The organism is Streptomyces torulosus (assembly GCF_001419765.1).
GTDB classification, from domain to species: domain Bacteria; phylum Actinomycetota; class Actinomycetes; order Streptomycetales; family Streptomycetaceae; genus Streptomyces; species Streptomyces torulosus.
In genome coordinates this window covers 1-7775 of sequence record NZ_LIRK01000496.1, presented here as the reverse complement: position 1 = coordinate 7775, position 7775 = coordinate 1, and the positions used below count along the sequence as shown (strand labels likewise).

The window sequence follows — 7775 nt, the reverse complement described above, 5'->3', positions numbered from 1 at the left end:
TCCTGATTGGGAAGTCGTTTAGAACCCGTCTTTGAACCTGCTTGTACGCAACAGCGTTTGCTGTGGGTTGCCATGGGGCTCGTGCGGCAGGATGCTGCGCGCAGAGGCCGGGACTTGTCGCCGGCGGAGGGAGTGCCGGCGTCCCGTGCCGAGGGGTGGTGGGCACCATGCCCACGAGCACGAAGGTCGGGAGCGTTTCCCGGGCGCGGTACGAGGAGATCATCGCCGAGGACCGGAAACTCGTCGAGGTCGATACGAAGATCCAGTTCAAAATCGGTGACCATGCTTTGGAGATCGAGCCGATGCGGCCGCACGGCGGCTCGTTACCGGCTGCCGGTGAAGAACTGCTCGGGGTGCAGGAGACCTTGGAGCTGTACGCCCAGGACATCGGCGTCCCCTACAACCAGGTCCGTCTCAACCGGCAGACGGCCAGCAAGTGGCCCGCAGAGCACCGGATCGCGGGCGTCTCCTTCGAGATCCACCGGATTCTGGAGAAGCTCGATGACCGCTTCGACCGGATCAAGAACCCGCCGCGTCATCCACGCGACGGAGTGCCTCGATGGACGCAGGACGCGGCGAAACGCCAGGTCGGGTGGCGGGTCGACAATCCGCAGACCCCGCAGGAGAAAGTCGAGGCGATCCACGACCTGGCGGTCGACGACCAGGTCGCCGCACGCGTGGCGACCGACTTCCTGCGCCGCCCCAGCGTCGCCTTCCAAGCCGCCGGGGATGACACCGCCAGGCACCTGTTCAACAAGGCACAGACTGACCGGTGGCACCAGGCCGACGAGGCCGAACCGATTCCCGGACGGCCGGAGAACCTGGTCGCGCCGGTGGTCCGCCAACTCGACCGGACCATCGATTTCCTGGATCTGATCGGGGCCTGCCACAAGTTGGTGGCCGCGACCGGCCGTCTGGTGCCGCAGATGCGCGGACGCCGCTTGTCCGAGGACGAGCGGGAGGTGATCCACAAGAACGTCGACCGTGTCCGGGCGACCTGCGAGTGGATTGTCACAGCCGTCGACAGCGGCCACCTGGACATGGACGAGGAGCTGACCAAGCTGCTGCGGGGCGAGTAGCCGTGCCGCGCCGATCGCGGCGCGAGGGCGATGCCGCCCGCGAGTACGCCGAGTCCCTCTGGCGGGTGCTGATGTCGGCCCGCCCTGCCGGCCTGCACATGCCGCAGCTGATGCGGGCCACCGAACTGACCCGCAGCCAGGTCCGCTCCGGCCTCGCCATGCTGCGCGACGTCATCGCGAAGAAGGGCTGGCCACCCTTGATCTACACACGCGCCGACGGCTATCAGTTCACCGCCGACGGTGACGTCCTGCAGGCCTACGAGGTGGGAGTGATCCGCGAGAAACTGACCGAGATCCGCAGGCTGATCACAGGCACGGTCACCCCGCACGCCGCACTCGCCCCCGAGGACAAGTGGGTCCGTCACATGGTTGCCCAGCTCAACTCCGTCGAGTCCACCCTCGACCTGATCGCCTGATCTCCGCTTCCGCGGGGACGGGCACCAAGGGAGCACGGGATGCGACAACGACGTTATCCCTCGGACACCAGCACCGGAGAGTGGGCCTTGCTGGAGCCTCTTCTGCCCACGCCCGCATGCCGGTTGTCCACGGGCGGCCATCCGGAGAAGTGGCCTCGCCGTGCGATCGTGGACGCCATCCGGTACGTGGTGGACACGGGCTGCAAGTGGCGGGCCCTGCCCACAGACTTCCCGCCCTTCCAGACGGTCTTCGGATTCTTCAGCCGGTGGCGTGCGGCCGGCATCTTCAACCTCATCCGTGACCAGCTCCGGCGCCAGGTCCGCCGTGCCATGGGGGCCTCCCCACACCCGGTGGCCGCGGTGATCGATTCGCAGTCCGTCAAGGTCGCCGCCACCGTTCCAAGGTCCACGTCCGGATTCGATCCGGGTAAGAAGATCCCGGGCCGGAAGAGACATATCGTCTGTGACATGAAGGGGCTGCTGCTGTTCGTCATGGTGACGCCAGCCGACACCCACGACGCCGTCGCGGCCAAGGAAGTCCTCTTCCGGCTGCGTCTTATGCACCCGCAGATCGCCGTCGTCTGGGCCGATTCGATCTACGGCGGAACGCTCATCGACTGGGCCAAGTCCTTCCTCAACCTGATGGTCAAGACCGTGAGCCGCCCCGAAGGCGCAAAGGGCTTCGTTCTCCTGCCACGGCGCTGGGTCGTCGAGCGCAGCCTGGCATGGTGGCTTCATGCGCGAAGGAATGCCCGGGACTACGAGACCCGGCCCGAGCACTCCGAAGCGATGCTTACCCTCGCCGCCATCACCCTCATGACCCGTCGGCTCACCCGCCAGAGCGCCTACCCCACCGCCGCAGCACCCCGACCGACGTCTGCCGTTCAAGCCGCGTGATCAGCGGTCGAATAGGAACCGCGCAGGCAGTGCAGTTTGGTGTCACATCGGTTGACACCCAGGGCTGAACAGGCCTTCTCCCCCTATCGGGCTGGCATGAACAGACACGGATCGCCACCGAGAGAGAGGCACAATGGGGAGGCGAAATGCGAAGGGGCACGGATCGAACCAGGATGCCGATATACACCGGTTTCGCCATCTCCACTCATTGGATTGGCGCGGGGAGGCGCAAACGACCGATTACGCCCCCCGGGATCATTGGAGCGAAGGAATCGAACCCCCCGCGCCGGTGAAGGACACCTCGCCGCCGGAGAACGTCGCGTCGATGAAGGACACCCAGCCGCTGAAGAACCTCGCGCTGTCGAAGAGCACCTGGCCGCTGGAGAACGTCGCGTCGTTGAAGGACACCCTGCTGCCGGAGAACGACGCGTGGCCGAAGGACACCTCGCCGCCGGAGAACGACGCGTGGCCGAAGGACACCTCGCCGCCGGAGAACGACGCGGCAGGGAAGGACACGCTGCCGGCGGAGAACGTCGCGGCAGGGAAGGACACCTGGCCGCCGGAGAACGTCGCGCCGCCGAAGAGCACCTCTCCGCCGGAGAACGTCGCGCCGCCGAAGTACACCTCGCCGCCGGAGAACGTCGCGCCGCGGAAGAACGTCGCGTCGTCGAAGGACACCTCGCTGCCGAAGAGCACCTGGCCGCCGGAGAACGTCGCGCGGCTGAAGAGCACGTAGCCGCCGGAGAACGTCGCGTTGTCGAAGGACACCTCGCCGCCGGAGAACGTCGCGTCGTTGAAGGACATCCAGCCGCCGGAGAACGTCGCGTCGTTGAAGGACACCGCGCCGCCGGAGAACGTCGCGCGGCGGAAGAGCACCTCGCCGCCGGAGAACGTCGCGTCGTTGAAGGACACCGTGCCGCCGGAGAACGTCGCGTCGTCGAAGGACACCCTGCCGCCGGAGAACGACGCGCGGCGGAAGTCCACATCACTGTCGATGGTGACCCCGGTGAGGTCGAGATCGCAGCCTTGCCAGGAGCGGTGGGTTCCCTGAGGGCGTCGGTAGTGGTCGCCGATGAGGCGCAGGATTGTGTGCCGGACCTTGCGAAAGGCTAGGTAGCGGTGGTGTTCCTCCTGATCGATCGGGTCGTCGCCGGGATCGGGGGTGAAGGGGAGCTGGAGGTAGGCGCACAGGACGTCGATGCAGGTCTGGCGCAGGCTGTCGTCGGGGGCATCGTCGGCGAGTCCGGCAAGTGCGTGGACGCCGCCGAGCCGGACGGCTGGGGAGTCCGAACCGAGTTTGTCGACGGCCTGGGAGAAGCGCTCGGTGTGGAGGCGGGTGGCTTCGCGGTGGGCGCCGGCCTCGTCGACACGCTGGCGGCGGTAGGCGACGACCAGGGCGACGAGCGCGCCGGCCCCGGCGACCACCCCGAAGGAGAGCTTCACCAAGTCGAAGAGCGTCTTCGCGTCGAGCTTCGCGCTGCTGTCGATCTCCTTGAAGTCCAGCAGTACCACCAGCGCGTAGAAGACGCCTCCCGCGACCAGGATCGCGGCGACGAAGGCGAGGGTCAGTGCCCGACCGACCTTCCACAGCCGCAACTCACGGTCGTTCGGGGCGTATCGCGCCCTCCGGTTTGCTGTCATGAGGGGGAAGACAAGGCTTGGACGCCAGTGGTTGCACCAGCCTGACGAGCGCGGGATCCGGCTCGCAAGTGAGGTAGCGACCGATTCCGCCTCCCGTCCGTCATTCGACGGGGGTCCAGACGATCATGACTGCGGCAGCACAGTGGCGGAGTGTCCAATCATGTGACACCAAACTGCACTTTCTGCATGGTTCCTACTCGATCCCCTGGAGGCCCGCGAGTTCACGGAAACTGAAGGATCTTCCCCGGGAACCCGAGGGTCCGTTGCCCGGATTCTGGGGGATGGACCCTCGGGTTCCCGGGGGCACTCTGCTGTGTCGGCTTCGAGGTACTGCTCCGGGAGTTGGCGGGCGGAGTCCGCGTAGCGGATCGCGGTCTTCTCGTCCATGCCGAAGACCTCGGCGAGGTGGAGCGGGTCGGGACGGGACGACGGCCTCTTCGAGCTGGCGGTCGATGCGGAGCCGATCCAACGTGGCAGGCGGGTTGCAACCAACTCGGCGCCTGAACGGTCCTGCGGTGTGTGACCTCGAACCTGCCTCGTCGGCCTGAACGGCGTGGCCTACGTCTTTGGCCTGTCGGCACCGTCCTCACTCTGGCCTTCGTCACCGCGATCGCTGTGGCCGCCGCGGTGTTCTTCGCCGGGTGGGACCTGCTTGGCGCCCAGGGCCTCAAGCCTGAGCGCAGGCTCACCTCAAAGACGCTTTTCGACCTGGTGAAACTTTCTTTCGGCGTGGTCGCCGGGGCTGGTGCTCTGGTCGCCCTGGTTGTGGCCTACCGACGCCAGCGGGTCGATGAGGACGGCGCCCTACGCGATGCCACCCGCCTACACACCGAGCGATTTACCACCGCAGTCTCCCAGCTCGGCGAGGAATCCGCCGCGATACGCCTGGGTGGCGTACACGCCCTCGCTGGCCTTGCCGACGACGCCCCCACCCGCGACCTACGCCAGACCTGCATCGACGTCCTGTGCGCCTACCTCCGCCTGCCGTACACCGCCGAGGCCGACATACCCTCGGGCGACGCGGATGCCCGGCATGCGTACCTGGCCCTGCGGGAAGTCCGGCACACGGTCATTCGCCTCATCCGCGACCACCTCCGTCTCGCTTCCGATCACCCCCGCTCCTGGCAGGGCCACGACCTGAATTTTACTGGCGCCGTCTTAGACGGAGGGGACCTTTCCGGCGCGGTGTTCGCCGGCGGCACGGTCGACTTCAGTAGCGCGGTGTTCGCCGGCGGCACGGTGAGCTTTGGCGGGGCCGTGTTCGCCGGCGGCACGGTGAGCTTCCGCGGGGCGGGGTTCCGCGACGGCACGGTCGACTTCGTCGACGCGACGTTTTCAGACGGCACGGTCAGCTTCCGCAGCGCGGTGTTCTCGGGCGGCAGGGTCAGCTTCAGCCGCGCGGAGTTCTCCGGCGGCACGGTGAGCTTCCGCGGGGCAGGCTTCTCGGGCGGCACGGTGAGCTTCCGCGCGTCGCGGTTCTACGGCGGCATGGTCGACTTCGTCGATGCGACGTTTTCAGACGGCGTGGTCCACTTCAACAGCGCGGCATTTTCCGCTGGCATGATCTACTTCAGCGGCACGGTGTTCTCCGGCGGCAGGGTCAGCTTCCGCGGCTCGGTTTTTTTGGGCAGCGCGGTCTACTTCAACAGCGCGGTGTTCTCCGGCGGCACGGTGCACTTCAGCGACGCCACGTTCTCCAGCGGCACGGTCGACTTCAGCGCCGCGGAGGGGAGCACGCCGATTGGCCTGGTGCCTTCGAACGGGCAGCCTCTGCCAGGGCTGAGCTTGCCTCAGGCGTGGTGCCCGCCGACGTCCTGAGGGCGACATCCCGTGGGTTCTCCAGAGCTCTGCTGAGTTCCCTCACCACCGCATGTGCCTCCTCGCCTTCGACCAGGCCGCAGATTAGTCAGATGGAATGAGAAGACTTCAGAAATGCCGAAGTTACGTCACCAGCTGACCGAGCACGCGAACGAGGGAGAAGCCCCAGGCCAGGGGCTCAGGATCTCAGCAGGGGTCACGGGAACTCACGGGATGTCGCACAATCCGTAGCGCTCACTCCGTTGGCCACTGATCCGGCACCGGACTAGCCGCTACCACGCCGTCCAGGACCCGGTCCCGCAGTTGGACCGCAAGCCGGTTGGCTCCGTTGACAAGGAAAAGTCAGCACGTCTTCCGATTCGCCGGACTCGATCGCGACCTCGGCTTTGGCAAGGAGCCGGAGAGCGTCACCAGCCAGTTCCTTACGGGCGACGGCTTCCTGCTCGCTGAGCCCCAGCAGCTCATCTGGGGCAAGAGCTACAGCGATGCCCTCCAACTGGCTTTGAAACGATGCCATTTGCCGGATTGCTGCATCAAGAGGTTCGTACGGCACACCTTCGCAACGACCCACCGCACCCAAAGTCACCCGCTCAGCGAGATGCGATCAGAGGGTTCAAAGACAGGTTCTGAACGACGAACGGGCTGCGTGGATGGAGGCGGCACGCGCTCTCTTCCATAGCCCGGAAGAGCTCCGCGACACCCGAGAGATCTACTTGCTCGACCTGTCAGAGAAGGGGGCATGTCTCCCGGAGCCGGTGAAGGTCTGCCTGTACGCCCTGACTTTCCGTCTGGGCACTGGCGCTCTGATCGACCCTCGCGGCGTGACCTGCACAGTGACTGAGTTGGCAGCGGCCACCGGCCTCTCGGACGCGGCGGTCGAAAACGCCCTCTGCGTCGCTGAAGCACACGGCTGGATCAGAGAGACCAGCGACAAGGAGTACCGCCTGACCGTGCCGGGCGAGGACATCGGCATGTACGAATACTGGCTCCAGAACCTGAAAGAGCCAGTGCGTGACACAGCGGTGTATCAACGGATGAGGGATCAGCTCGTTGCCGCGACGCGCTGAAGCGCATCTGACAGGCTGGGCTGGTCCCCAATTCCGGGCGACCAGCCCAGCCTGTGTGCCGCAGCGCAGACGACTCGTCATGACTGCCGCTCATTACGCCCTCACTGCATAGGCGTCCGACGCCGCGATCGACACCGCCTGTCGCAATGCTCCGGCTACCCACCATGCAGGCCCAGGCCGCCGAACTAGCAGGTGACTCGCGTTCAGGGTCGGTAGGTCACCGAGCTGTGGGTGTTACCGGGGTGTCATGGAGCGGGCTGGTCATCATTGGACGCCGCGTCCCGCCAGGCCTTACGGACCCGTTGCCATGACTGGAGGACATCAGGTAACTGCTCCAGGATGCCCCGGACAGCGAACAGGAGAACAGAGACGACACCTGCACCTGCAAGGAGCGTGAGTACCGCTGAGTCGCTCACCGGTTCCCGACCTTTCTTCATGGTGGTCGAACCGGTGGGAAGGCAGGCTCAGTTCGACCACGCTGTGCGTGGGTAGAACTGACTCCCTGCCGACACCAAGAACTCAGACCCGGGATCAGCTCCCGGGGGGCTTCTTGCAGGGTGGTGCGTGCAGGCCCAGATGCCTGCGTGTCGAATCCACTCCCCGGCCGCCCGTGTCGGAGGCGGGACCGGTTCTGCGGAAACCTTCCTGGCACCCCAGCACAAAGCCGGGCCGCCCAGGGCGCGGACAGACCGGACACTGGGCCCGGCCTGAGATTGCCCCGAAGCTAGCACAACTGCCCTGTGAGCAACCTGACTTAGCACCTCGACTTGACAGCGACGGTTGGTTCCAACCTGCGACGGGCACAAGCGCTCCGACCTCCTAGCAGCGGCGGTGCTGTTAACTGACGGTTTCAGAAT

General features: G+C 66.1%; 5 protein-coding genes and 1 pseudogene. 5 read left to right on the top strand and 1 reads right to left on the bottom strand.

The features are described from left to right. Positions 1 to 167: 167 nt before the first annotated feature. From AOK23_RS30995 to AOK23_RS30985, 3 genes and pseudogenes are all read left to right on the top strand, one after another. Positions 168 to 1079 carry a DUF6192 family protein gene (locus AOK23_RS30995; RefSeq protein ID WP_055715889.1) on the top strand — a complete coding sequence of 304 codons (912 nt, stop codon included), beginning with the start codon at positions 168 to 170 and terminating at the stop codon, positions 1077 to 1079. 2 nt (positions 1080 to 1081) lie between these two features. Next, complete coding sequence (locus tag AOK23_RS30990; protein ID WP_055715888.1) at positions 1082 to 1495, top strand: hypothetical protein; 414 nt, start codon at positions 1082 to 1084, stop codon at positions 1493 to 1495. Between the two features lie 39 nt (positions 1496 to 1534). Then, positions 1535 to 2389, top strand: a pseudogene (locus AOK23_RS30985) (IS5 family transposase); the annotation flags it as partial. A gap of 258 nt (positions 2390 to 2647) precedes the next feature. Here the strand turns inward: AOK23_RS30985 and AOK23_RS30980 are convergent. Next, positions 2648 to 4033 (bottom strand): pentapeptide repeat-containing protein, encoded by a 1386-nt coding sequence (locus tag AOK23_RS30980; protein ID WP_079049806.1) that lies wholly within the window; start codon positions 4031 to 4033, stop codon positions 2648 to 2650. Positions 4034 to 4552: 519 nt separating this feature from the next. Between AOK23_RS30980 and AOK23_RS30975 the strand changes: the two genes are divergently transcribed. Continuing rightward, on the top strand, positions 4553 to 5851 hold the full coding sequence (locus AOK23_RS30975) for a pentapeptide repeat-containing protein (RefSeq protein ID WP_055715886.1): 1299 nt from the start codon (positions 4553 to 4555) through the stop codon (positions 5849 to 5851). Positions 5852 to 6501: 650 nt separating this feature from the next. Further along, on the top strand, positions 6502 to 6918 hold the full coding sequence (locus AOK23_RS30970) for a hypothetical protein (RefSeq protein ID WP_055715885.1): 417 nt from the start codon (positions 6502 to 6504) through the stop codon (positions 6916 to 6918). Positions 6919 to 7775 lie beyond the last annotated feature (857 nt).

What these genes read in the sequence shown, in the direction of transcription:
- AOK23_RS30995 (WP_055715889.1), top strand. Translation starts at nt 168, where the DNA reads ATGCCCACGAGCACGAAGGTCGGGAGCGTTTCCCGGGCGCGGTACGAG.
- AOK23_RS30980 (WP_079049806.1), bottom strand. Translation starts at nt 4,033, where the DNA reads ATGACAGCAAACCGGAGGGCGCGATACGCCCCGAACGACCGTGAGTTG.
- AOK23_RS30970 (WP_055715885.1), top strand. Translation starts at nt 6,502, where the DNA reads ATGGAGGCGGCACGCGCTCTCTTCCATAGCCCGGAAGAGCTCCGCGAC.